This is a genomic window from Corynebacterium sp. MSK035 (assembly GCF_030232615.1).
Lineage (GTDB): Bacteria > Actinomycetota > Actinomycetes > Mycobacteriales > Mycobacteriaceae > Corynebacterium > Corynebacterium jeikeium_D.
Genome location: NZ_JASPJP010000001.1, coordinates 146,969 through 169,486, shown reverse-complemented (window position 1 = coordinate 169,486; position 22,518 = coordinate 146,969). Strand labels below are relative to the sequence as shown.

20 protein-coding genes are annotated in these 22,518 nt (G+C 57.9%); 12 read left to right on the top strand and 8 right to left on the bottom strand.

Annotated features, from left to right (window positions below; all coding sequences use genetic code 11):
- Nucleotides 1-390: 390 nt before the first annotated feature.
- The 3 genes from QP978_RS00740 to QP978_RS00730 are packed head-to-tail and all read left to right on the top strand — an operon-like array spanning nt 391 to nt 2,314.
- Nucleotides 391-984 (top strand): hypothetical protein, encoded by a 594-nt coding sequence (locus QP978_RS00740; RefSeq protein WP_016421574.1) that lies wholly within the window; start codon nt 391-393, stop codon nt 982-984.
- A gap of 47 nt (nt 985-1,031) precedes the next feature.
- Nucleotides 1,032-1,706 (top strand): hypothetical protein, encoded by a 675-nt coding sequence (locus QP978_RS00735; protein ID WP_284856728.1) that lies wholly within the window; start codon nt 1,032-1,034, stop codon nt 1,704-1,706.
- Nucleotides 1,707-1,714: 8 nt separating this feature from the next.
- Entirely contained in the window at nt 1,715-2,314 is a 600-nt protein-coding gene (locus QP978_RS00730; RefSeq protein ID WP_284856727.1) for a hypothetical protein, read from the top strand.
- Nucleotides 2,315-2,459: 145 nt separating this feature from the next.
- Here QP978_RS00730 and QP978_RS00725 read toward each other — a convergent pair whose 3' ends face one another.
- The 3 genes from QP978_RS00725 to QP978_RS00715 form a co-directional block, all read right to left on the bottom strand.
- Nucleotides 2,460-3,113 carry a response regulator transcription factor gene (locus QP978_RS00725; protein ID WP_016421571.1) on the bottom strand — a complete coding sequence of 218 codons (654 nt, stop codon included), beginning with the start codon at nt 3,111-3,113 and terminating at the stop codon, nt 2,460-2,462.
- Between the two features lie 133 nt (nt 3,114-3,246).
- On the bottom strand, nt 3,247-4,353 hold the full coding sequence (locus QP978_RS00720) for a histidine kinase (protein ID WP_246818326.1): 1,107 nt from the start codon (nt 4,351-4,353) through the stop codon (nt 3,247-3,249).
- A gap of 263 nt (nt 4,354-4,616) precedes the next feature.
- A complete protein-coding gene (locus QP978_RS00715; RefSeq protein ID WP_070549977.1) occupies nt 4,617-8,000 on the bottom strand; it encodes a heterodisulfide reductase-related iron-sulfur binding cluster in 3,384 nt (1,127 codons plus the stop codon).
- 788 nt (nt 8,001-8,788) lie between these two features.
- Here QP978_RS00715 and QP978_RS00710 point away from each other — a divergent pair.
- Nucleotides 8,789-9,397 carry a YdcF family protein gene (locus tag QP978_RS00710; RefSeq protein ID WP_049189446.1) on the top strand — a complete coding sequence of 203 codons (609 nt, stop codon included), beginning with the start codon at nt 8,789-8,791 and terminating at the stop codon, nt 9,395-9,397.
- A 6-nt stretch (nt 9,398-9,403) separates the two neighbouring features.
- On the opposite strand, the gene QP978_RS00705 is transcribed toward QP978_RS00710, so the two are convergent.
- The gene (locus tag QP978_RS00705) at nt 9,404-10,180 is read right to left on the bottom strand and encodes an enoyl-CoA hydratase (protein WP_049193758.1); all 777 of its coding nucleotides are present in this window, start codon (nt 10,178-10,180) and stop codon (nt 9,404-9,406) included.
- A 246-nt stretch (nt 10,181-10,426) separates the two neighbouring features.
- On the opposite strand from QP978_RS00705, the gene QP978_RS00700 reads away from it, so the two are divergent.
- Nucleotides 10,427-11,191, top strand: a complete 765-nt coding sequence (locus QP978_RS00700; RefSeq protein WP_284856726.1) for a cyclase family protein — start codon at nt 10,427-10,429, stop codon at nt 11,189-11,191.
- A 277-nt stretch (nt 11,192-11,468) separates the two neighbouring features.
- On the opposite strand, the gene QP978_RS00695 is transcribed toward QP978_RS00700, so the two are convergent.
- Nucleotides 11,469-12,200, bottom strand: a complete 732-nt coding sequence (locus QP978_RS00695; protein ID WP_049171733.1) for a YcnI family protein — start codon at nt 12,198-12,200, stop codon at nt 11,469-11,471.
- A 518-nt stretch (nt 12,201-12,718) separates the two neighbouring features.
- Here QP978_RS00695 and dnaK point away from each other — a divergent pair.
- From dnaK to QP978_RS00675, 4 genes are read left to right on the top strand one after another with little or no spacing between them, the layout of a single operon-like run.
- Nucleotides 12,719-14,560, top strand: a complete 1,842-nt coding sequence (gene dnaK / locus QP978_RS00690; protein ID WP_048734453.1) for a molecular chaperone DnaK — start codon at nt 12,719-12,721, stop codon at nt 14,558-14,560.
- 2 nt (nt 14,561-14,562) lie between these two features.
- A complete protein-coding gene (grpE, locus tag QP978_RS00685) occupies nt 14,563-15,150 on the top strand; it encodes a nucleotide exchange factor GrpE (protein ID WP_149420791.1) in 588 nt (195 codons plus the stop codon).
- A gap of 60 nt (nt 15,151-15,210) precedes the next feature.
- Nucleotides 15,211-16,407 (top strand): molecular chaperone DnaJ, encoded by a 1,197-nt coding sequence (gene dnaJ, locus QP978_RS00680; RefSeq protein WP_005511752.1) that lies wholly within the window; start codon nt 15,211-15,213, stop codon nt 16,405-16,407.
- Entirely contained in the window at nt 16,407-16,817 is a 411-nt protein-coding gene (locus tag QP978_RS00675) for a heat shock protein transcriptional repressor HspR (RefSeq protein WP_016421562.1), read from the top strand. The genes dnaJ and QP978_RS00675 overlap by 1 nt, the downstream gene beginning before the upstream one ends.
- Before the next feature lie 108 nt (nt 16,818-16,925).
- Here QP978_RS00675 and QP978_RS00670 read toward each other — a convergent pair whose 3' ends face one another.
- Entirely contained in the window at nt 16,926-18,488 is a 1,563-nt protein-coding gene (locus QP978_RS00670) for an alpha/beta hydrolase (protein ID WP_284856725.1), read from the bottom strand.
- On the bottom strand, nt 18,476-18,793 hold the full coding sequence (locus tag QP978_RS00665; protein WP_049189443.1) for a hypothetical protein: 318 nt from the start codon (nt 18,791-18,793) through the stop codon (nt 18,476-18,478). Before QP978_RS00665 ends, QP978_RS00670 begins: the two co-directional genes overlap by 13 nt.
- Before the next feature lie 143 nt (nt 18,794-18,936).
- Here QP978_RS00665 and QP978_RS00660 point away from each other — a divergent pair, with 143 nt between their 5' ends.
- The 3 genes from QP978_RS00660 to QP978_RS00650 all read left to right on the top strand — a co-directional run bounded on the left by QP978_RS00660 (nt 18,937) and on the right by QP978_RS00650 (nt 21,224).
- On the top strand, nt 18,937-19,779 hold the full coding sequence (locus QP978_RS00660) for a nitrilase-related carbon-nitrogen hydrolase (RefSeq protein WP_198493784.1): 843 nt from the start codon (nt 18,937-18,939) through the stop codon (nt 19,777-19,779).
- Between the two features lie 105 nt (nt 19,780-19,884).
- Nucleotides 19,885-20,502 (top strand): trimeric intracellular cation channel family protein, encoded by a 618-nt coding sequence (locus tag QP978_RS00655; protein ID WP_016421558.1) that lies wholly within the window; start codon nt 19,885-19,887, stop codon nt 20,500-20,502.
- Between the two features lie 83 nt (nt 20,503-20,585).
- Nucleotides 20,586-21,224 (top strand): DedA family protein, encoded by a 639-nt coding sequence (locus QP978_RS00650; RefSeq protein WP_016421557.1) that lies wholly within the window; start codon nt 20,586-20,588, stop codon nt 21,222-21,224.
- A gap of 131 nt (nt 21,225-21,355) precedes the next feature.
- Here QP978_RS00650 and QP978_RS00645 read toward each other — a convergent pair whose 3' ends face one another.
- Nucleotides 21,356-22,243, bottom strand: coding sequence for a fructose bisphosphate aldolase (locus QP978_RS00645; protein WP_016421556.1), 888 nt, complete (start codon nt 22,241-22,243; stop codon nt 21,356-21,358).
- Nucleotides 22,244-22,518: the final 275 nt, after the last annotated feature.

Here is a 22,518-nt window from a genome sequence, read left to right as displayed (position 1 = left end):
GTCTGCCCGCTCCCGGGGGTGGCCAAATGGCTACTCTATGGTGTCTTTATGTAGGTGGGGTAGTGGCCGAAATGTTGATTGCCCAATACCAAGTGGTCGACCAAGGCATTTTTGAATTGGTTCAAAAGGTGTAGTTCTAATGCGATTAAATTAATCGCTGAAATCTTATTGTGGCGACCATAATCGCTGTTCAAACGCTGTAATATGCCTTATTTTCGCATGGTGGAAATCGGTGAGATTCCATTTTTACTATGTGGATAATCGCTGTGGCCGTCGTAAAGCGAGTCGAAAATTTTCTATTACAAAACGCTGAATTTCGACTTACCTTAGCAGGTGTTAGTTCAAGTATTTCCTTACGAGTTGCTCGTCACACCCTGAAAGGATTTCGCCGTGAAGAAGACCCTGCTCTCCGGCTCCATTGCAGCCCTGGTTACCATGTCCTCGCTGGCTGTCGCCCCGATGGCCGAAGCTGCCCCAGCCCCCACCCCGGGCACCGTCGGTGGCACCTGCTCCGTTGAAGGCCAGTCCGGCCAGTCCCTGAAGATTACCGGCTCGAAGTTCGAGGTCGAAGGCACCGCCACCGTCGCTAACTACGGCGATACCGACCTGCCGCTGACCCAGACCCTCAAGGAGGGCAAGACCAAGTCCTGGAACGTCGGCGGTTCGGTCGACTTCGACCTGCTCAAGCTCTTCCACGTCACCTTCAGCGCTGGCTACCAGTCGACTCAGACCTGGGAAGTTGGCCAGACCCTCGGCCCGTACCCGGTCAAGCCTGGCTACACCGGTGTTCTGGAGTATGGCTTCCTGAACCAGTCCTTCGAAGGCACTCACCTGACCTGCAAGGGTGGAAAGTGGATTGACGCAGGTCGTCCGTACTGGGGCACCATCCCGAAGGAGCGTCACATTCGCGTTTCCATGCGCGCCAACGAAGCTGATCGCTCCGTGGACGGTGCTGCTCCGCAGGTCAAGGAGTACGCCGTCTAAGACGGGCTGAGCCTCTTTAAGACCTCGAAGTAGAAGGAAGTTTCTCCATGTTGAGCCTGAAAAAGAAGGCCCTGGCCTGCGCGGTGATGGGTGCAAGTCTTCTTGCACCAGGCATCGTCGGACAGGTCGCGGCGACCCCGCTGACCCAGACCCCCGACCAGGATGAGCACCACACCGGTTTCACCAATACGGATAAATGTGACCCGGTCAAGGATGCCAAGCGTCACCCCTGGGAACAGTGGATTACCGACGAATGGGACCGCTACAACGGCACTAACTCATTCACCAACCGCACTGACCGCCCGATTCAGTACACCCTCGAGGTGACAGAGGGGGTCAACGAGTCCGTGAAGGCCATGAGCTCCGGAAATATGTGGGACGTGTTCCTCCACGGGGTGAAGAACAAGTACGGCATCGTCGAGGTCAGTCAGTGGTCGGTTGGCGACAAGCTGGGCCCGGTGACCGTCAACCCTGGTGAGACCGTTCGCGCAGACTACGGCGTGCACATGAAGTCCTTTATTGGCCGTGTTCGCACCTGTGACCAGAAGACCGGCCTGTGGCGCGGTGAGCCTTACTTCGGTGAGTACAACGGCAAGGGGCCGTCGACTCGCTTCGTGGTCTGGCACAAGACCACCAAGGAGGGCGAGCACCGTCAGCAGTGGGCGCCTGTCAGCGGCAACTCCGGTGACGGCGGCCCGGCATCCGTCACGATTAACGACTAGGAGCAGTTATGAAAAAGCGTGTTGTCGCCATGTGCTTGACGACGGTCTTTGCGCTCGGACTCGGCGCTCCGACAGCAGTGGCCGCCCCGAATCCGGGAGCTGGTGAACCGTTCGCGCCGGAGGAGTGGGTACCAGTGCCCAAGCCAGCGGCAGTTGACCGCGGCCCGGCGCTGGGAACCACTTGTGAAGCTCCGGGTTCGGTGGCTGAGTTCGTGGAAATCACCGGCTCTCGCTACGACGTTGAGGGCGTTGTTTCTACGAAGAATGACATCGGTGATGAGCCGATTCCGCTGACGCAGACCATTAAGGAGTCCAAGACCAAGAAGTGGTGGACCAATATCTCCGTCAGCGTGAAGGTCAGCAAGGAGCTCAACCGCAAGTACTCCTGGGAATACTCCCGAGAGATGGTTTGGAGCCTCGGGCAGAAGATCGGGCCATACGAAGTACGCAAGGGTGAAACTGGTCGTCTGAGCTGGGGATTCCTGGTTGACGAGTTCGCCGGGCAGACAGTCCGCTGCAACGCCAACTCGAAGACGTGGCAGCCGATTGGGCGCAGCTACTTTGGCGTGGCTCCGCGTGAGCGACATGTCGAGGTGACCATTCAGTAGTTACACAGTTCTCTCTCTCCACACTCAGCACGGGTAAAAGGGGGCCTATTCACGAAAGTGAATAGGCCCCTTTTTTTGCTATCTATCTCGGGCCTGCAAAGGCTCAATTCAGAGCCGCTAACCGGCCAAATCTCAGAGCCCCTGGTTATTCTGCGGCAGCGGATGCCGGCGGGTGGAAGCCTGCGTCTATTGCTTTCAGCGCCAGGTCCAGGCGAGAGGTAGCTCCAAACTTATTGAACATGCTGGAGAGGTGCTTCTTGATAGTGCCCGGCGACTTGCCGAGTTCCTTGGCGATGTCGTGGTTTGACTTACCGCGGCAGATTAGGCCGAGAACCTCTCGCTCGGCTTGAGTGATCTTGTACGAGGAAATGTTGCGGGACGGCAGAGTTTTAATCAGCCGAGTCGCAGAAATCGGCGAGATGACGGTGCCACCCTGGAAGACATCTTCAACGGTGCCAATGACAGATTCCGGGCGGGCAGTTTTGAGAATGTAGCCATTTCCGCCGAGACTCAAGATTTTCAGCATTGTTTCATCGGTATCAAATGAGGTGATAGCGATGAATTTCGGTGGATTCTCCACCTTCTTAATGCGCTCAAGTAGCTCAACGCCGTCCATGTTGGGCATATGAATATCGGTCAAAACTACGTCAACGCCACCGCGGGCAATAATGTTGAGAGCCTCGTGGCCATCGCTGGCTTCATCGACCACGGTGATATGCGGTGCCTTCTTGAAATAGGTTCGCAGCGTCGAGAGTACGAGTGGGTCGTCGTCGACAATGAGAACCTTAATGTCAGACATCCGCGAACCTTTCATAGAAGTTATAAAAACCGAACAATATCTGTCATCGTGTGATATTACTACGCTAACCAGGACTTTTCGAGAGATATCTTCGTCACAGGCGGCTACTACATCAATCTTACGCTAGCGTAACCTACTGGTTGGTAGGTGGCATGTGGAGTTTGCAATTCCACACATTTCCTTCTCGTTCTGACGTGATGGAACCGTCCCACGGTCGCACTCGCCGATGCAGTGAGGAAAGCCCCAAACCGCTCGAGAGCATCGCCCGCGGCAGAAAATGCGGTAGCGCCTTCGATATCTGATTGCTGATGTCGAGCGTGAAGCCATCTTCTTCATTGCTCAGCGCCAGAATGTGAACGTTCGTTTGCGGTTCGCCGTACTTCTGAATGTTCGTGCAGAACTCCGACAGCGCCGGCGAGATAACCTCTGAAATCTGCGTCAAAGAGGGCTCGGTTTCGATCCTCGTGGCCAGCGAAACGTTAAACCCAGCTTCCTGTAGTTCATCTTTGGCCTGTTGGAGCACCTTGTTCATGCTGGGAACTCGCTCATCCTGGCCGATAGCGGAGGTCAAAGAACTCTCGTCGTCAGCGGATTTCAGCAATGAAAGCAACTGGCGAAGCTGTAGCAGGCCTTCTCGGGAGGTCTCTGCGATGTCCTCCAGGGATTCTTCAAGTTTTTCATCGGTCCCTTCTCGCTCGATGGCGAGCGCCTGTGCCAGCATGGTTACGCGAGTAAAGGACTTGGCGGTGGAGTCGTGCAGTACGGTCGCCAACTCAAGGCGTTGTTCTTCCAGAGCGCGGTTAGATTCAATCGTTGCCCGCCGGCGTTGCTCTTTGTAGCGGCTGCGCATCATGCCGATGGCGTAGGCAATTACAAAAAGCAGTGTTGTCACAAAGGTTGCGACATGGTCGCGTGCGAAAGTACTTGTGTTTACGTCGTAGTTTGAAATCACCAACAAGAGCAACGCAGTGATTCTCGCCGGCATCTTGTTGTTGTTAGCACGCATCACTTCCACGATGAGAAGCGCACAGAAAATCTGCATTGGAGCTTGCTCTGTTGGGAGGAAGGTCAACGCCAAGAAATTCGCTGGGACAACCACCATGGCAAAGAGCGGCAAATACGTGGCCACTGCAACAAGAATGACCTGAAGGCCACCGATAATGGTCGGCAACAATAAATCAGAGTTGCTCTCGCGGAAAATTAGCGCATCGAGAGCCGTGAGGATCAGCGCAATGACCATCTCCACTGACCCCGGAGTCCTCAGAAAGTCTCTTATCTGTGACAGCGATTTCTTAATCACTACGCCAAGACCTCTTTCCACACCACAACGCGGTCATCTCTAACGGGATGCAGTAATCAATATGCAGTAATCAATATATTGTCAGTGCGGTTGAGAGTGCCATTTGCATGATTAATGCCGTGGCGCAGGGGTCGTCGTAAAGCACAAAAAATCCGCCCGGGAAGAATAACCTCTCGGGCGGATTCCTGCTTACTTAGCGAGCGCTACTTACGTCGCGCCGATCCTGGCAGCGGAACTCCGTGCTGGTTGCGCGGAAGGTTCTTAGCGCTTGCCGACGGCGCCTGCGTCTCCTCGGCTGGGGTCTCAGTGGCCTGCTCGGTGGAGGTGGCATCTTCCGCCGACTGCTGTTCGGTAACCTCTGGTTGCGCCGGAGCCTGCTCTGCCTCTGGCTGAGCAGGAGCCTCCTGAGCTTCGGTTTCCTCTGCTGCCGGGGCAGGGGTGCTAGCGACTGGCTTGGCCTTGCGTGCGCCACCTGGGATTGGAGCGCCCTTGCGTGCGCCGCCCGGAACCGGAGCACCGGATGCGGTCTTCGGCTGCTCAGCTGCTGGCTGGTCAGCTGCTGGCTGCTCGGACTCGGTGGCCGCTACTTCAGCAGCGGTGTCCTCGGCGGGAGCGGTTTCCTCGGCCTTCGGCTTGGCGGCCGGGGCTGCCTTCTTAGCACCACCTGGAACCGGGGCACCCTTGCGTGCGCCACCCGGAATCGGAGCGCCCTTGGTTGCCTTCGGAGCCTCAGCCGGAGCTTCGGTTTCTGCAGCTGCTGGCTCTGCCTGCGCGGCCGGCTTAGCGGCCTTGGCGCCGCCCGGAACTGGAGCGCCCTTCTTAGCGCCACCTGGAACCGGTGCGCCGGCCTTTGCTCCGCCTGGCTTCGGAGCGCCGCCCGGAGCTGGAGCACCCTTCTTGGCACCGCCTGGGGTCGGGGCGCCGCCCTTTGCACCACCTGGAACCGGGGCGCCGGCCTTGGCGCCGCCTGGCTTCGGAGCGCCACCCGGAGCAGGAGCACCCTTCTTGGCGCCACCCGGAGTTGGTGCGCCGGCCTTGGCACCGCCTGGCTTTGGAGCACCACCCGGAGTCGGAGCGCCCTTCTTGGCACCACCTGGGGTCGGTGCGCCGCCCTTGGCACCACCCGGCTTCGGAGCACCACCCGGAGTCGGAGCGCCACCCTTGGCGGCAGCGCCTGCAGCAGCACCAGCAGCTGCGGCACCAGCGCCGGCAGCGGAAGCCTTCTCTGCCTTCTTCTTCTCGGCAGCCTCAGCCTTCTTGCGCTTAGCTTCCTCTTCCTCGAGGCGCTGACGCTCTTCCTCTTCAGCCTTCTTCGGATCGACCCAGCCACGCTCCGGCTGCTCAATCCACTCCGGTTCGCGTGCCTGCGGCAGCTCGCCGTCGACCTTCACGGAGTCGCGGAGCATCTGGGCGATGTCCAGGACCTCCGGCTTCTTCTCGTCGTCCTCGATGACGTTGTTGACGCCATCGTTCATCATCGTCTTACAGAACGGGCAGCCGATGGCAATTGCCTCAGCGCCGGTTCCGACAGCCTCTTCGGTGCGGTTTACGTTGATGCGCTGACCGATGGTCTCTTCCATCCACATGCGAGCGCCACCAGCACCACAGCAGAAGCCGGTGTTCTTATTACGTGGCATTTCGACGAGGTTGGCGCCGGACGCGCCAATCAGCTCACGCGGAGCTTCGAATACCTTGTTGTGGCGGCCCAGGAAGCATGGGTCGTGGTAGGTGACCTGGCGGCCCTGACCCGAAGCAACCGGCTGCAGGCGGTTAGCACGAACCAGCTTGTTCAGCAGCTGGGTGTGGTGGACAACTTCGTACTGTCCGCCCAGCTCCGGGTACTCGTTCTTGAAGGTGTTGAAGCAGTGCGCACAGGTGACGACAATCTTGCGCTGCTTAGGCGGCACACCGTCGAAGACCTCGTCGAGCTGCTCGATGTTCTGCTCAGCCAACATCTGGAAGAGGAATTCGTTACCAGCACGGCGAGCGGAGTCGCCAGTACAACCCTCGGCCTGGGAGAGCACAGCGTACTTCACACCTGCGGTGTAAAGCATCTCTGCAACAGCCTTGGTGGTCTTCTTCGCATTGTCGTCGTAAGCACCGGCACAACCGACCCAGAACAGGTACTCGGTATCGTCGAAGCTCTCGACATCCTCGCCCCAAATCGGGACAACGACGCCTTCCTTGCGGACCTCATTGATCCAGTCGGCGCGAGTGGAAGCGTTCTGGCCCCACGGGTTGCCCTTGGTCTCAAGGTTCTTGAACAGGCCAGCCAGCTCGGTCGGGAAGTCCGACTCCACCAGGACCTGGTAGCGACGCATATCAACGATGTGGTCGATGTGCTCAATGTCAACCGGGCACTGCTCAACACAGGCACCACAGTTGGTGCAGGACCACAGAACGTCCTGGTCGATGATGCCCTCGTCGCCGTCGCCAACCAGCGGCTTGGTCAGGAGTGCTGCGCCAGCACCTTCGCCCTCGCGAGCGGTTTCGATGGTCTCGCCAGCCAACAGGTACGGGGCAGAAGCGTAAGCGTGGTCACGCAGCTGGTTAACCAGCAGCTTCGGGGACAGCGGCTTGGAAGTGTTCCATGCCGGGCACTGCTCCTGGCAGCGACCACACTCGGTGCAGGAGGTGAAGTCCAGCAGAGCCTTCCAGGAGTGGTCGGTGACTACGCCGGTGCCCATGGAGTCAACCTCCGGGTCAGCCTCTTCCAGGTTCAGGATTTCGCCGTTAGAGGTCATCGGCTTAGCCCCAGCGAGGGCGTTGTAGCCGTCAGCGTTGCGCTTGAGCAGGATGTTGGCGAACGCCAGGAAGCGGTGCCATGCGACACCCCAAGTTAGGTTGCGGCCAACAACGAAGAGCCAGACCATACCGGACAGCAGCTTAATCAGCGCGAAGATGGACACCATGACTTCGGAGGCCGGCAGAATCTGTGCGATACCACCGGTGACGAAGTTCGCCCAGGTCCAGACCTCGGCGCCAGTGTGACCGTGGTCGCCGTAGGTAGCCAGCTTGGCAGCCTTGACGAACATCATGCCCAGGCCCTCGATGAGGACGACGGCCTCAACGAAGTAGGCAGCCTTGGCGTTGGATCCGTAGAAGCGGCTCAGACGCTCCTTGCCCAGGTTGGTCTGGCGGACGAGAATCAGTGCCAGGATGCCCAGGGTGGTGCCCAGGCCGAGCAGTTCGTCGATGAAGTGCCAGGCGGTCAGATTCCTGAGGATTGGCCAACCACCGGCTGGCCAGAAGGTCTGAATGTACGCCTCGAACCACACTAGGGAACCGAGGAGGAAGCCCACCATGACGAACCAGTGAGCCACAGCAACGCCGGGCTTCTTGGCCATCTTGGTGTGACCGACGATCTCTCGGATCATGGTCCAAATACGGGTTCCCCATTCACCGGTGTGACCGTACGTCTTTTGGCCCACCATGATGGTCTTCACCATATGGGTGAATCCCTTAATAAAGATGAACCAGCAGGGCAGGGACAACAGGACGCCAATAACGCCGACTGCGACGGTGAATCCGGTAGATTCCGGAATCGCCGTGTCAGCCGTCGCCGCGGCGAGGTTGAGCACGCTCATAATGTTCCTTCTAGGCTGGCTCAGCCAGGGTGATGGCTGAGTGAAAATAGTTCTCTTGTGAGTTCTATCACGAGCCGCGGACGCTTACCTAACTAATGTGCAAAATAGTGCTGAATTCATCGATACACGGTGTAACCAGCGGTTATTTGACGAATTACGCAAAAAAATCGTTGTTTTATTCGAGAGGGGTTCGAGGGGGTTGACGCCTTCGCTTGACGACGGCGCGCGGCACTTTCGTCGTCACGCATTTGTAGGCGGAAGTGGCGGCGGAGTTGCGTGTATGTAGTTGTCGAGTGTTGTCGATTCGATGTTTTGCGGACGCATTGTGGGGGTAGTGCTGGAGTGCAGGGGTGGGGCTGTGTTGCGAGGTGGAGAAGATGTTCGGTGGCGTGTTGATTTTTGAAGATTGACTGAAGCGGACATCTATTCACATGCGTTACATCCTTAACTTAAATAACAATAGTGACTTCTGTACCTGTGTTTTGGTGGATAATTTGCTATTGGATCCCGGGATTTGCTGGCAGTTAACGAAAAAGTCATTAAATGTAACTCACTTTTATGAATCCCAAGTGGATTTAAAAGCCTCTACGTCCGCAATTTACCTGGTAGGCGGCGTGCTATTTTGGTGGCGAAGAGAGTGCCTGGCCACCCCCGCGTAATTCTTATGTAGGCGCCATTTTGTGTAGCGCCTAGTATTAGCGGCGTGATACTGCGGATTTATCCGCCTGATTCTAAATGGCATGTGGGGTATGGATTTTTCCGTGCCACTTTTCTTGAGAGGGACTTTAATGGCGCGATCTTTCCGTGCAATCGCTATGGCTGGAGCTGGCCTTATTCTTACTGCGAGTGCGGTCTTTGGCTCGGGCGCAGTGGCAAACGCCAATCCGGTCAGTGCAGTCGCAGTCAAGGCGTTCAATAGCTCGCTTGCGACTCCAGTGGTGGTTTCCCCGGTCGGACGTGCAGCTGCGGAGACTGCGTTACTTGATCCTCAGGTGCCGATTATTGTGCTCGGGGCCCGTCTCAATCCCGACTGCAGTGCTCCTGCTGTGTTGACGTCCCGATTGGAAACTGCACGTTCGCTGGCGCTGCGTCATCCGCTTAACCCGGTCGTCGTCACGGGTGGTCGTACTCGGCCGGGCTGCCAGACTGAGGCTGAGTACATGCGTGATGCGCTTGCATCTATGGGAGTGTGGAAGCGACGAATCACGATGGAAACAAACTCAGACTCCACCGTTGAAAACGCGGCAGGCACTGCATACCTTGCAGGATCGGGAGCCCGTGGCGTTCGTGCTGCTGTCATTGTGACTTCTCCAACGCACACACCGCGTGCACGAGACACCTATGCTGCCGCCGACAACTCGGCTCTGTGGCTGGCAGTCCCGTCGACTGTGAACTAGCAGTTTCTAGGAATTGGTGAAGTTTGCCTCGCGCTTTTCAGTGAAAGCGGCCATGCCTTCCTTCTGGTCATTGGAGGAGAACAGGGAGTGGAAGGTGCGACGCTCAAAGAGCAGTCCCTGCGACAGCGTCATTTCGTAGGCCTGGTTGATCTGTTCCTTAATCTGGGTAGTGGCAACCAGAGACTTCGACGCAATGGTGTCGGCGACTTTCAGGGCCTCGTCGAGAAGCGCGTCCGGCTCGACGACGCGGGCGACCAGACCTGCGCACTCAGCTTCCTCGGCACCCATCATGCGGCCGGTGAGGCACATCTCCATTGCCTTAGCCTTGCCGATTGCGCGGGTGAGACGCTGCGAGCCGCCCATGCCCGGAGAGATGCCGAGGTTGACCTCAGGCTGACCGAACTTGGCCTTAGCGCCAGCGATGATGAAGTCCGCCATCATAGCGACCTCGCAGCCACCGCCCAGGGCGTAGCCGTTGACGGCGGCGATAACTGGAGTGCGGACGGAAGTCAGAACATCCCAACGTGCGAACCAGTCAGAGACATACATCTCGGTGCCGGACTTGTCCGCCATCTCCTTAATGTCCGCACCTGCGGCAAACGCCTTCTCGGAGCCGGTGATGATAATCGCGCCGATTCCCGAGTCGTTGTCGAAAGCGGTGGCTGCTGCGCCGATCTCTTCCATGGTCTTGTGGTTCAGGGCGTTCAGTGCCTTCGGGCGGTTCAGGGTGATAATGCCGACGCGACCTCGGGTTTCGGTAAGGATGTTTTCGTAGGTGGTCATTAGATACTCCTTTGGGATGGCTTGAGTTTGGTGAAAGTTGTGTATGTAGCCCGCAATTCCAAAATCTGAAGAACGTGGCTGCGGCTTGAAAAGTCTTTCCTGTATGCGAGGGTACCTGCGGTAGCGGGTGTCGTCAGGCTGTTTGAGCTGATAGGTGCAGGGTGGGGCGAGTTGGTGTCTTTTAGTGCTCGATGTGCCGGTGGCCATATTGGCTAACTAGACAGCTTTGTCTATATACTTCGCTTTATGTCGAACAAGAACACCGCAAACACGCACGAACTATGGGACATTGCTCGCAAGCTTCGGGAAAACCACACCTATGTTGACTTGACTCACGCGTTTCACGCCGGTCAGCCGAAATTCCCTGCGCTTCCCGACGAACAGCGAACACGGCTTTTCACCGTTGCTGAGCATGGATTTGAAATCGACCAGTATCAGTTTGTTGGCCAGTGGGGTACGCATGTGGATCCGCCTGTGCATTTCGTCCAAGAGACGAGAACTCTTGACAATATTGGCGTCGAGCAGATGATCCTGCCTTTGGTCGTCCTAGATTTCACTGCTGAAGTCGCTCGGGATCATGATTTCTCCCCTTCGATTGCTGATGTCGAGGCGTGGGAGGAACGCAATGGTTTGATTCCGGGCGGTGCATTTGTCGCATTTCGCAGTGACTGGTCAAAGCGGTGGCCTGACGCTGAGGCAATGGCCAATGCGGATGAAGAGGGCGTGACTCACTACCCAGGATGGAACGTTGAGGTTGTCGAATGGTTGATAGACAACCGTGGCGTTGTGGCGATTGGGCACGAGACCACTGATACGGACCCCGGCATCGTGGCTCATGGTGGCAGCTTGCCGACGGAACTCTATCTATTAGGGCGTGACCGATGGCAGATTGAACTTCTGGCTGGGCTCGACCAGGTGCCGGAAACGGGGGCTCTCGTGGTTGCCTCCTGGCCGAAGCCAAAGGATGGGACGGGGTTCCCAGCTCGAGTTTTTGCTGTTTTGCCAGTGTAATCCTCCCACTGCCTTCGAACGGTTTTCGAATACGCCATAAAGCTTCGCCTAACTCAATCCGAGCCTAGATGCGTGATTCAGCCGTCATTGTTTGAGAGCTTTGCATTGTCCGTTCACTGCGTCGACCGAAACGACGAGCCGACAGCACGGATTATCCTCCGGCGTGCATTGTCAAGATCGGCCGGCTCTATGTGCTCGCATGGGGTGAGCTCTGTGAAGGCATGGGCGGCAGTGCCGCGGTGAAGGCGGATTCCCGAGTGGCAATCCGCCTGTGGTCTTAACCTCGCTTACGCAGTGAAACTACCAATGCGGCAATACCGGTCAGCGCGCCCACGAGGCCGAGCCCCAGGCCCCAGCCGCCAAGCGTGCTGCTCGAATCCTCGCTGGTAGCAGCTGCGGAATGCTCCACGTCGTCTGAGCGGCTATCGCCGTGGTTTGTCTCGCTGGTGCCATGGTTGTGGCTGTGGTCGTGGCCGTGGCTATGTTCATTGTCTTCCGACTTCTCAATCAGCTCCACAGTTGGAACCGGGTAGTCACTATCGTGGTCCTTTTCAGCCCAGTTCATCGAACCCTTTTCACAGGTTTGCAGCGTCGGCACCTCAACTGTCGACGGCTTTGCGTCATCAGCCACCTTCACGCTGAGCGTCAGAGAATCCTTCAGGTCCGACGGCAGTGGAGTCTTTGCGGTGTAGATGACCTTCTGCACCTTTTCATTCTTGCCAGAGCCGGTCGACTCCTTGGTGACATCCCAGTTCGCGTTCACGTTCGGCGTAACCTTTTCGAACTCCTCCGGGATGGTGAACTCGACCTTCGTCGTCGGCGAACCGTCGCAGCCATGGCCGACCCCGAAAGCCAGATCCGCGTAGCCGCCAATCGGGGCAGACGACGGGGTTGCATGCACATGTGCGGATGCAATGGCAGGGAAGGCGAGGGTTAGTGCGGCGCTTGCCGACGCTACTGCGAGCCCACGGAAAAAGGGGAAATGGTGTCGCTGTGCATTCTGAGGCACGAAAAACTCCTAAATAAGTGGGATGAATTCTTGGCTCAATCGCCCCGTAAATGGGGAGAATTTAGACATGTATTAGTGGAGCCGCCAGAGCTGATTCGGTGTCAGGCCATGGGGTAACAAGGGCATGGCCTGTTGATGAGCCGGTGGCTGCAAAACACGTCAGGGGATTAGTCGGTTCGCTGTGCAGGAAAGTTCCCAGGGCTAGTGCTAGGAAATTCTTTGTCCCCCTGGAGTCCAGAGGCAGGATTCTGTATAGAAAACTGCGCTGTCGGCTACCGTGAGTGGCTTTAGAGCATAGTCTTGTAAAAATCTTTTATCGCGGTGACCTGCGGTGATGACGGTTTTTTTAGAAAAGTTGAGTTGGGTGGGAATAACTTTGCCCCATAGTCCGTTGCACAGCATGACAAACATTGAGTCGGACACACTCAAGTTTGCTTGACAGATTTTCTACGGCAATGCAGACTTGAGCGCGTAAGACTTAAGGGCAATTCTTTTACTCTTCTAGAAAGGTGTTCATCATGGGACGCGCTGTTGGTATTGACTTGGGTACGACGAACTCCTGTGTCTCCGTCCTCGAGGGCGGCGAGGCTCAGGTGATTGCGAACGCTGAGGGTTCGCGCACCACTCCGTCGGTGGTTGCATTTGCAAAGAATGGTGAGGTCCTGGTTGGCCAGTCCGCTAAGAACCAGGCTGTCACTAACGTTGATCGCACTATTCGTTCGGTCAAGCGCCACATGGGTACTGACTGGAGCATCGAGATCGATGACAAGAAGTACACTCCGCAGGAGATTTCCGCTCGTACGCTGATGAAGCTGAAGCGCGACGCTGAGTCTTACCTGGGTGACGACGTCACTGATGCGGTTATTACCGTTCCGGCTTACTTCAACGACGCTGAGCGTCAGGCAACCAAGGAAGCAGGTCAGATTGCTGGCCTGAACGTCCTGCGCATTGTCAATGAGCCGACTGCTGCTGCACTTGCTTACGGTCTGGAGAAGTCCGACAAGGAGCAGACCATTCTGGTCTTCGACCTCGGTGGCGGTACCTTCGACGTCTCCCTGCTGGAGATCGGCGACGGTGTTGTTGAGGTTCGCGCAACTGCTGGTGACAACAAGCTCGGTGGCGATGACTGGGATCAGCGCATCGTTGACTGGTTGGTTGAGAAGTTCCAGTCCAGCAACGGCATTGACCTGACCAAGGACAAGATGGCTCTGCAGCGTCTGCGTGAGGCTGCTGAGAAGGCCAAGATTGAGCTGTCCTCCTCGCAGCAGGCATCTATCAACCTGCCGTACATCACCGTTGATGCTGACAAGAACCCGCTGTTCCTGGACGAGACCCTGTCCCGTACTGAGTTCCAGCGCATCACCTCTGATTTGCTTGACCGCACTCGTAAGCCGTTCCAGCAGGTCATTGCTGACGCTGATGTTTCGGTTTCCGACATTGACCACGTCGTGCTGGTCGGTGGTTCCACCCGTATGCCGGCAGTCTCCGAGCTGGTCAAGGAACTGACCGGTGGTCGTGAGCCGAACAAGGGCGTTAACCCGGACGAGGTTGTCGCAGTTGGTGCTGCTCTGCAGGCCGGCGTTCTGCGCGGTGAGGTCAAGGACGTGCTGCTGCTCGACGTCACCCCGCTGTCGCTGGGTATTGAGACCAAGGGCGGTGTCATGACCAAGCTGATCGAACGCAACACCACTATCCCGACCAAGCGTTCGGAGACCTTCACCACTGCTGAAGACAACCAGCCGAGCGTTCAGATTCAGGTCTTCCAGGGCGAGCGAGAGATGGCTGCAGCTAACAAGCTGCTGGGCTCTTTCGAGCTGGGCGGAATCGCTCCGGCACCGCGTGGTGTCCCGCAGATTGAGGTCACCTTCGACATCGACGCCAACGGCATTGTCCACGTCACTGCTAAGGACAAGGGCACTGGTAAGGAAAACACGATCACCATCCAGGACGGCTCCGGCCTCTCCAAGGAGGAGATCGACCAGATGATCAAGGACGCTGAGAAGCACGCTGACGAGGACAAGAAGCGCCGCGAGGAGCAGGAAGTCCGCAACTCGGCTGAGTCCATGGCTTACCAGACCCGCAAGTTCGCATCGGAGAACGAGGACAAGGTTTCCCAGGACATCCGCGACCGCGTTGAAGAGGCCGCCAAGGAAGTCGACGAGGCTTTGAAGGGCTCCGACATCGAGGCCATCAAGTCCGCCGTCGAGAAGCTGTCCACCGAGAGCCAGGAGATGGGTAAGGCCATCTACGAGGCTCAGGCAGCTGAGGGTGCAACCGCAGCCGAGGGCGCTGAGGCCGCTGACGCTGACGACAACGTCGTTGACGCTGAGGTCGTCGACGAGGACGAGAAGGACAAGTAAGAATGACTGACCAGGATCAGGGAAACCAGCCCACCCCGGAGGAGCCGGCCAACCTGGCCGATCAGGTCAACGAGGTCTTCGAGCAGGCCAAGCTTGACGACGACGTGGAGCCGGCGACCGAAGGTGCCGCCGGCGACACCGCCGCGGAGGAAGCTGCAGACCCAGTTGCAGCCATCCAGCGTGAGTTGGATGAGCGCACGGAGGACCTGCAGCGCCTGTCGGCGGAGTTCGCAAACTACCGTCGTCGAGTTGACCGAGACCGTGAAGCCGAGCGCGTACAGGCGAAGGCAAAGCTGGCTGGAGAACTGCTGGTTTTGGCTGATGACCTCGACCGGGCTGAAGATCACGGCGACTTGGCAGACGGCACCCCGCTGAAGGCTTTCGCGGATAAATTCCGCGGCGTGCTGACCGCACAGGGTGTTGAGGAATTTGGTGCCGCAGGAGAGGAGTTCAACCCGGACATCCACGAGGCTGTCCAGGATCTCTCCGAAGGGGATGACAAGGTTCTAGCCAATGTGCTGCGCAAGGGCTACCGAATTAATGACCGTGTCATTCGTACGGCGATGGTAATCATCGGCGATCCGCAGTAGCGGAGACACAAGTGACGCAGATTTCTTTGAATTAGTTTTTCTGAAAGGAGGAGATGCACCATGACTCAACGGGAATGGGCAGATAAGGACTATTACGCTGACTTGGGCGTCTCTAAGTCTGCGTCACTCGACGAGATTAAAAAGGCCTACCGCAAGTTAGCCCGGGAGAACCACCCGGATAAGAACCCGGGTAACAAGGCCGCTGAAGATAAGTTCAAGCGAATCTCCGAGGCATACTCGGTGGTCGGTGACGAGGACAAGCGCCGCGAATACGATGAGCTGCGTGCAGCTCTCGCAGGTGGTTTCCGATTCCCCGGTGCCGCAGGTGCCGGCGGAGCCGGTGCTGCCGGTGCACGTGGATTCGACTTCGACGTGTCGGATCTCTTCGGCGGAGGTGCCGGATTCGGTGGCAATGCTGGTGGTGCAGGTGGCCTAGGTGATTTCCTGGGCGGTTTCGTAAACCGCAATGGTGGCGCTGGTGCTGCCGGGCGGCAGAAGGCCCGCCGTGGTGCGGATGTGGAGACAGAGATTACGCTCGATTTCCGCGAGGCCGCCCAAGGTGTCACCATCCCGCTGCAGCTCACCAACCCGTCGCCATGCACGAACTGCAATGGTTCGGGTGCAGCGCCGGGAACCTCACCGGTGACGTGTACCACCTGTCATGGTTCGGGATATGTCAAGGAGCAAAAGGGGGCCTTCGGCTTCTCCAGTCCGTGTGCGGACTGTGGTGGCCAGGGCACTCGTATCGAGAACCCTTGCTCGCAGTGTAACGGCACCGGTGTGACCACCCGCCGTCGTACCATCACCGTTCGCGTCCCCGCTGGTGTGGTGGACGGCCAGAAGGTCCGTCTTGCGGGCCAAGGTGAAGCGGGACTGCGGGGGCGTCCGGCCGGTGATCTCTTTGTCACCGTTCATGTTCGTCCGGATGAAGTCTTCACCCGCAGCGGCAACGACCTTGAGGTCACGGTGCCCGTGAGCTTCGGCGAGCTCGCGCTCGGCGGCACCATTACCGTGCCGACGTTGGGTGACAAGATTCGCGTGCGTGTCCCGGCTGGCACAGCCGATGGCCGAACACTGCGTGTGCGCGGTCGAGGAATCCCGAAGCGCAATGGCACTCCGGGTGACCTGTTGGTAACCGTGCGTGTGAAGGTGCCGACCAATTTGGACGACAATGCCACTTCGGCATTGCGCTCCTACGTCGAAGCGGAACGTGCCAGCGGGTTCAATCCTCGTGAGGGTTGGGCAGGTGCGAAATAATGTCCGACAACACTGAGGTCTATGTCATATCCGTAGCCGCGAATCTCGCGGGCATGCATGCGCAGACGCTGCGTAATTATGACCGACTCGGGTTGGTAACTCCGCAGCGAACCTCCGGCGGAGGTCGGCGCTACACCAAACGCGATGTGGCGCTGCTGCGTGAGATTCAGCGTCTGAGTCAGGAAGACGGCGTCAACCTGGCCGGTATTAAGGCCATCATCGACCTGACTGAGCGGGTGGATTCGCTTGAGCAGGAAAATGCAGAACTGCGAGAGCAGCTCTATCAAGCAAAGGCACAGGCTCGTCGTTCGCGAGGCGAACTGGTCCACGTCCCACGCTCTACGGCAGTGGTGATGTGGGAGCCGCGCACACGACGCCGGCACAAAGACAACCGCGGTGGGGAAAGGTAATCCCACACGGCTGAGTGAATGGACTAACCAGCGTCGCCTGGTTAGTCCGTTTTCTTTTGGCTTGTTAATTTGGGCCGTGGATTCGCAACCGCTGATCTGAGACACCGGTCAGCTGTCAGTTAGCCACCGGTTGGTCTCGCGGGTGAAAACTTCGTCGTCAAAGTAGTGTTCGATGTGCGGGTTGCCCTGAACGTGCCGATACTTTTGAGGAATATCCTGCACGGGAGTGACCATGAAATCGGTCAAATCTCGCATGGACAGGCCACGCTCACTCAGGTTGAGTGTGTACGCGCCGAAATCCTTATCCGCTGGGTTTTTCCCATGAATCCCCAGTTCGGCAGGAATACGAATGGGGTCCATCGGGGACGTCGCCACTGCCACACGGTGGCTATTTTCATCTTCGGGTCGGACTGTTCCGTCCGGCTTGAGTAGTTTCATGTCGTTTGCGCGCTCCAGTCCGGGGCCAACACCTGGCGGAGCTATGAGCAGCACCCTATCCGCGTAGAGGCCACTACCAAGGGAAGCCTGCGAGACCACCGTCGCCCCATAGCTATAGCCGGCAACAACGTGCCGCTGAGTAGAAGACGTGCCGTGGCTAGTAATGCCACCGGCAATCGCAGTGTCACCACTATCGACACCACCGGAACGTTCAATCAAACCAGCTTGCAAATGCTGCAGCCGCTCAGCGGCAAAATTGTGATACTCGGTGCGTATGGCCTCACGGAGGTCGGGCGGCGCGTCATAGGAAAACAACACCACCGCCACATCCTCCGGATCTTCACCGGCGGCGTGGAAGGTCGCGGCTACGCGCTCGAACTGCCTGCTAGCATCCTCCGCGCTAGAGCTGGTGCCGGGGACGAGAGTAATCACAGTCGATGCTCGCTCAACGTCACCGAACGCAATCGCAGAATGTCCAGGCGAGGACTCCAATAGTTGTCCAGGAGGCAGCCCCAAAGCCCGGGCGCGAGCGGACATGGCAGCGTCTATCTCCGATAGCGGTCTACTCGAATACGCCCCAGTCAATCCGCTCCCAACTTCCAAGTCCCAACCACCGTCAAGCCCTCTGTCAGCAGGGTTGCCAGTACCACTGCCAGCCTGTGATGGCTGCAATCTACCCGAGCCGCTAACTTCGCTTGCCACCAGTGGTGAAAGAGCTGAGATTGCGCCCGCCGCCTTCTCATCGAGTCGGTTGAGTTCAGCCAAAGCCGACTGAATCCGAAGCTGCGAGGTTGCACGCCATTCGGCCATGGTGAAAGGCCCGGCAGGAATTTTGGGATGAACGAGGCTGCGCGCAATCGCAGACAGCATGCCCTCCGGCGGAGTCACCGCACCAGAAACCAGGTTCACCTGAAACCCCAGGTTGGTTGCCTGGTTTACCGCGGCGGTAAGTTCGCGGATGACGTCGTTAAGCATGGCGGCGGTGTCGCTGCAGCAGGCGGCGAGACGTTCGAGCGCGACGCTGCTTCGGCGCAGACGCGTGGAGCTGTGGGTGACAGAAACCTCGGCGGCGCTGCGGTTGTCGCCGGCGAAGTCATCCTCTGAAAGCGCGTTGAGTGCGGCCTGGGAACTGTCGGCGGAATCGGCGAGGGCGCGCGCCCCGGAACGCAGTGCCCGGGCAAGCGTCTCCAGCGAATCCACACGCCACAGCAGCGCTTCGCCTACCGTGACCATGACAGCTTTTCCAAGGCGGCGGACTGGTCATGCTCGTGCGCGAGAGCGCTGACAGCGAGGGCATCGGCAGCCTGCGCAATAACGTCGATGTTTGTGCACGCGGCAAGCAATGATTCCGACCACTTCCCACAAGTAGTGGAGACCGCGGGGACAATCCGTGAACCGGGCAGGGCAGAGGTGAGCCCGGCGCTTCCTGGGGCAGCTGCGACGATGGTGGAAAGAGCATCAATACGAGTGGAAATCTGCTGGTAGGAACGACTTAAGGCGGATAGTTGAGCTGGGTTGACTGTGATGTGTTCGGCCATGTTTTTGATTCTGCTGGGTGGAGTAAGGCAGCGGAAGACCATCTTCAGCGAACTGTGGATAACTCTGAGCGGAAGCAACGCAGGAAGCCGCGCTGTGGATAACTTCAGGGCGGTCAATCCGGGGTAGTCGGTAACATTTAGGCATGCGTATTGCACTGGCTCAGTTGGAATTGTCAGCGTCGGTTGAAGAGAATCTGAACGCGGTGAAGGTGACTATCGCGCGGGCAGCACAGGACAACGCCGATTTGGTGGTTTTCCCCGAAGCCACGATGAAGGCGTTCAATTCCGGTCGCCTGGATGTCGTGGCGGAGTCCAGCAGCGATAGGTTCGTAGCGGAGGTCTCGCAGGCCGCTCACGATGCCGGAATCAGCGTGGTGGTCGGCATGTTCCGGCCGGCAGATGAAGTGGAGCGCGACGGTAAGACGATGCACCGCGTCTTCAATTCGCTGCTTCTGGCTTGGCGTGATGAGGACGGCCCCGGTGTCGAGTTCTACGACAAACTCCACCTCTTCGACGCTTTTGGGTTTCGCGAATCGGATACTGTCGCGCCGGGCAATGCGCACGTGGTCTGTGATGTCCCGCTTGCCGACGGATTGTCGGTCGCCCTCGGTCTTGCGACATGCTTTGACATCAGGTTCCCGGAGCAATTCATTCAACTGGCCAACCTGGGCGCAGAGGTCATCGCGCTGCCTGCATCGTGGAATGATGGCCCGGGCAAGGTAAGGCAGTGGCAGACGCTGGTGTCGGCACGCGCACTGGATAGCACTTGTGTGATTGCGGCAGTCGATGCAGCCCGGCCTGGTGGGGCGAAGGCCGCGGGGAAAGATGAGGGGCCGACCGGCGCGGGGCACTCCATGTTGGTCAATGCGGACGGCGGAGTCATTGCCTCGGCGGGCTACGACCCGCAGTTGCTTGTGGCCGATGTGGATATAGCGGAGGTGGAGCGGATTCGCCGCTCGATTCCGGTGCTGGAGATTCGCGATTAGGGCTAGCCGGGAAGCAATGAAGCGGGCCGAGCCGAGGGGGCGAAGATTGCGGGATATTAGCCTATAGTTCTACCGATTCGGGCGAAGTCCTTTATATTTCTTATCATGCTGCTCCACATCCTCTGGGTCATCGGAATTACGGCCGAAGGCGTCACCGGCGCACTAGCGGCCGGTCGAATGCGCATGGATCTCTTTGGAGTTTCAACAATTGCGTGCATGACTGCTATCGGCGGCGGTACCCTGCGCGATGTCATTCTCGGTCACTATCCGTTGGTGTGGGTTGCAAGCCCACAATATTTGCTGGTTATTGTCGGTGCAGCACTGATCACGGTGCTGTTGGCCGACTTCCTGATGAAGCACTTCCGGGTCGTGTTCTTGGTCGCTGACGCAATCGGTTTGTCGGCGTTTTCCATCATTGGTGCCCGCGTGGCCATGGAAATGGGGCACGGCGTCATCATCGCTATTGTCGGCGCCGTTCTTACCGGTGCGTTTGGAGGTGTGCTCCGCGACCTGATGTGTGACCGCGTCCCGCTGGTGTTTCAAAAGGAGCTCTATGCCTCCATCGCAGTCGTCGCGGCGACGCTTTACTACGTGCTCGACATGGTTGGCCTGCACGAGAACATCAACATCATCTGTGCGGTGCTGTCCGCACTGTTCATTCGACTAGCGGCGCTTTGGCGTGGCTGGTCGCTGCCGGTATTTGACTATCAGGGGCGCGATTAAAACACAGTACCCAGAAAAACTCTCAGCAAAATACTCTAATTAGCTCAGCAGAATCGATAGTTGTTGCTGAAAAGATTGCCGTTATGGATTTTTCTGGATTCCTCTCCGGTATCGGAGACCCCGAAGCTCTACTCCAGGGGTTTGGCCCTTGGGTGCTTGCGGGGCTTGGACTCATCATCTTTATTGAGTCCGGTGTGCTCTTTCCTTTTCTGCCCGGTGACTCGCTGTTGGTCACTGCTGCCGTCTTAAGGTCAGAGCTAGATGTCCACACCTGGCAGGTGCTGGTTATCGGTATTATTGCCGCGGTGCTGGGTGATCAAGTCGGTTACTTCTTAGGCCACTCCTTCGGCCGCAAACTGTTCAGCGACAATGCCAAGGTGCTCCGAACTAATCGGCTGGAAGCGGCCGAGAAGTTCTTTGCCAAGTACGGACCACTGTCGTTGGTGCTGGGGCGATTTGTTCCCATTGTGCGCACCTACGTTCCGCTGGCGGCGGGCACTGCGAATATGCCCTACGGAAAGTTCATCGGCTGGAATGTCACCGGTGCGATTGGCTGGGTCGCCAGTATGGTCGCTGTTGGTGTGCTGCTGGGCAACATTCCGGGAATCACCAGTTCCATCGACAAGATCATGTTGCTGGTCATTGCAATTTCCGTGCTACCGGTTGTCATTGGTGGTGTGAATGCGCGTCGTAAAGCAGCTGTTGCGAAGCGCTCGGTGTAGGACGGTGCTGTCGTAAGGGCAGAGGCGCCGACAGAAAAACTCCCGCACCAAGAAAACCTGGTGCGGGAGTTTTTAGTTGCGCTAGCGACTATCTAGAGGTGCGCACAAGCGCAGATGCACAGCGCGGACGATTAGGAAATCGAAGCCTCGTAGATGCCCTTGACGGACTCAGCCATAGTTGCGTTGAACTCTTCGTCGGACTGCTGAGCGGACAGGCCCTCAGACAGTGCACGGGAGAAGGAAGCAATCATGCCGTGGTTGCGGGACAGGCGCTCGTTGGCGTCCTCGCGCTCGTAGCCACCGGACAGGGCGACAACGCGCATGACCTTCGGGTGCTCAATCAGCGGCTTGTACAGGTCATCCTTGGTCGGGATGGAAACCTTGATCATGACCTTCTGGTCATCAGCCAGGTCATCCAGGCCAGCGAGCAGCTCGCGCAGGACGATGTCCTCAGCCTCTGCCTTGTCAGCAGCGTTGATGTCGACCTCCGGCTCCAGGATCGGAACCAGACCGTGGGACAGAACCTGCTTGCCGAACTCGAACTGCTGGGCAATGTTGGCCTTGATGCCCTCTTCGTTTGCCTCAGCAATGAAGGAACGCATCTTGGTACCGAAGATGCCCTTAGCGACAGCGCGCTCCAGCAGCTCATCCAGGCCCGGGCACGGCTTCATAAGCTGAACGCCGTTTTCCTTGTCTGCCAGGCCCTTGTCAGTCTTCAGGAACGGGACGATGCCCTTCTTTTCCCACAGGTACTGAGCGGTCGGGATTCCCTCAATGTCGCGATCCATGGTCTGCTCGAAGAGAATCGCGCCAATAATCTGCTCAGAGTTGAAGGACGGGGAAGTGATGATGCGGGTACGCATCTGGTGAACCAGGTCGAACATTTCATCTTCGTTCGAGTACTGATCCTCGTTGATGCCGTACAGGCGCAGAGCCTTCGGGGTAGATCCACCGGACTGGTCGAGAGCGGCGATGAAGCCCTTGCCCTCAGTCATCTGACGTGCCTGCTCGATGTTCATTCGAGTCCTTTCGTGAGAATGAAGGAATGTCACCTACCAGGGTAACCAAAACAGTATGAGTGCGCTGTCCACCCATCACTCACATGGGGGAAGTTGAATCCGGCGGGAGTGTGCTGGTGAGGACGTCGGGCGGTGTGTCGGAGTGTGTTCGCACGTGGTTTCTCGAGCTTTCCAACGTTTTCTAGTGCTTTCCGGCGCGCTACTACGCTTAACGACGCTGCCGAGCTCAATCCTTTTTGCTATAGATGTGGTGTGAATCACAGTCGGAAATTGAA

What these genes read in the sequence shown, in the direction of transcription:
- QP978_RS00735 (WP_284856728.1), top strand. Translation starts at nt 1,032, where the DNA reads ATGTTGAGCCTGAAAAAGAAGGCCCTGGCCTGCGCGGTGATGGGTGCA.
- QP978_RS00730 (WP_284856727.1), top strand. Translation starts at nt 1,715, where the DNA reads ATGAAAAAGCGTGTTGTCGCCATGTGCTTGACGACGGTCTTTGCGCTC.
- QP978_RS00725 (WP_016421571.1), bottom strand. Translation starts at nt 3,113, where the DNA reads ATGTCTGACATTAAGGTTCTCATTGTCGACGACGACCCACTCGTACTC.
- QP978_RS00720 (WP_246818326.1), bottom strand. Translation starts at nt 4,353, where the DNA reads ATGGTCATTGCGCTGATCCTCACGGCTCTCGATGCGCTAATTTTCCGC.
- QP978_RS00715 (WP_070549977.1), bottom strand. Translation starts at nt 8,000, where the DNA reads ATGAGCGTGCTCAACCTCGCCGCGGCGACGGCTGACACGGCGATTCCG.
- QP978_RS00710 (WP_049189446.1), top strand. Translation starts at nt 8,789, where the DNA reads ATGGCGCGATCTTTCCGTGCAATCGCTATGGCTGGAGCTGGCCTTATT.
- QP978_RS00705 (WP_049193758.1), bottom strand. Translation starts at nt 10,180, where the DNA reads ATGACCACCTACGAAAACATCCTTACCGAAACCCGAGGTCGCGTCGGC.
- QP978_RS00700 (WP_284856726.1), top strand. Translation starts at nt 10,427, where the DNA reads ATGTCGAACAAGAACACCGCAAACACGCACGAACTATGGGACATTGCT.
- dnaK (WP_048734453.1), top strand. Translation starts at nt 12,719, where the DNA reads ATGGGACGCGCTGTTGGTATTGACTTGGGTACGACGAACTCCTGTGTC.
- grpE (WP_149420791.1), top strand. Translation starts at nt 14,563, where the DNA reads ATGACTGACCAGGATCAGGGAAACCAGCCCACCCCGGAGGAGCCGGCC.
- dnaJ (WP_005511752.1), top strand. Translation starts at nt 15,211, where the DNA reads ATGACTCAACGGGAATGGGCAGATAAGGACTATTACGCTGACTTGGGC.
- QP978_RS00675 (WP_016421562.1), top strand. Translation starts at nt 16,407, where the DNA reads ATGTCCGACAACACTGAGGTCTATGTCATATCCGTAGCCGCGAATCTC.
- QP978_RS00670 (WP_284856725.1), bottom strand. Translation starts at nt 18,488, where the DNA reads ATGGTCACGGTAGGCGAAGCGCTGCTGTGGCGTGTGGATTCGCTGGAG.
- QP978_RS00665 (WP_049189443.1), bottom strand. Translation starts at nt 18,793, where the DNA reads ATGGCCGAACACATCACAGTCAACCCAGCTCAACTATCCGCCTTAAGT.
- QP978_RS00660 (WP_198493784.1), top strand. Translation starts at nt 18,937, where the DNA reads ATGCGTATTGCACTGGCTCAGTTGGAATTGTCAGCGTCGGTTGAAGAG.
- QP978_RS00655 (WP_016421558.1), top strand. Translation starts at nt 19,885, where the DNA reads ATGCTGCTCCACATCCTCTGGGTCATCGGAATTACGGCCGAAGGCGTC.
- QP978_RS00650 (WP_016421557.1), top strand. Translation starts at nt 20,586, where the DNA reads ATGGATTTTTCTGGATTCCTCTCCGGTATCGGAGACCCCGAAGCTCTA.
- QP978_RS00645 (WP_016421556.1), bottom strand. Translation starts at nt 22,243, where the DNA reads ATGAACATCGAGCAGGCACGTCAGATGACTGAGGGCAAGGGCTTCATC.